General features: G+C 60.9%; 1 pseudogene. It reads right to left on the bottom strand.

The annotated features are described in order from the left end of the window. Positions 1-838: pseudogene (locus tag B7R65_RS20985) on the bottom strand (collagen-like protein); the annotation flags it as partial.

Below are 838 nucleotides of genomic sequence, written 5' to 3'. Positions count from 1 at the left end.
CTGTTGGACCTACTTCTCCTGGTGTTCCTGGTGCTCCTGTTGGACCTGCTTCTCCTGGTGTTCCTAGTGCTCCCGTTGGGCCTTGTTCTCCTGGTGTTCCTGGTGCTCCCCCTGGGCCTGTTGGACCTGGTATTCCCGCTGGGCCTGCTGATCCTGTTGGACCTTGTTCTCCTGGTGTTCCTGGTGCTCCCGCTGATCCTGTTGGACCTTGTAGACCGGGTGTTCCTTGTGGGCCTGCAGGACCTGTTGGACCTGGTATTCCTGCTGGGCCTGCTGATCCTGTTGGACCTGGTTCTCCTGGTGTTCCTGGTGTTCCTGCTGGGCCTGTTGGACCTTGTGGACCGGGTGTTCCTGGTGTTCCTTGTGGACCTGCCGGACCTGTTGGACCTGGTATTCCTGCTGGGCCTGCTGATCCTGTTGGACCTGGTTCTCCTGGTGCTCCAGCTGGACCTTGTGCTCCCGTTGCTCCAGCGGGACCTGTTGGGCCTGTTGGACCAGGTGGGCCTCCTGCTGGGCCTGTTGGACCTGTTGCTCCTTGTGGGCCTCCTGCTGGACCTGTTGGACCTGTTGGACCTGCTCCTGTTGGACCTGTTGCTCCTGGCGTTCCGGGTATTCCGGGTGTTCCCGCTGGGCCTGTTGGACCTTGTAGACCGGGTGTTCCTTGTGGGCCTGCCGGACCAACTGGACCTGGTGATCCTGGTATTCCTGCTGGGCCTGCTGATCCTGTTGGACCTGGTTCTCCTGGTGTTCCGGGTGCTCCTCCTGGGCCTGTTGGACCTTGTAGACCGGGTGTTCCTTGTGATCCTGCCGGACCTGTTGGACCTGGTATTCCTGCTGG

It is taken from the genome of Bacillus sp. EAC, assembly GCF_002156875.1.
Taxonomy (GTDB): domain Bacteria; phylum Bacillota; class Bacilli; order Bacillales; family Bacillaceae_G; genus Gottfriedia.
This window is presented reverse-complemented; position numbering and strand designations above follow the sequence as displayed.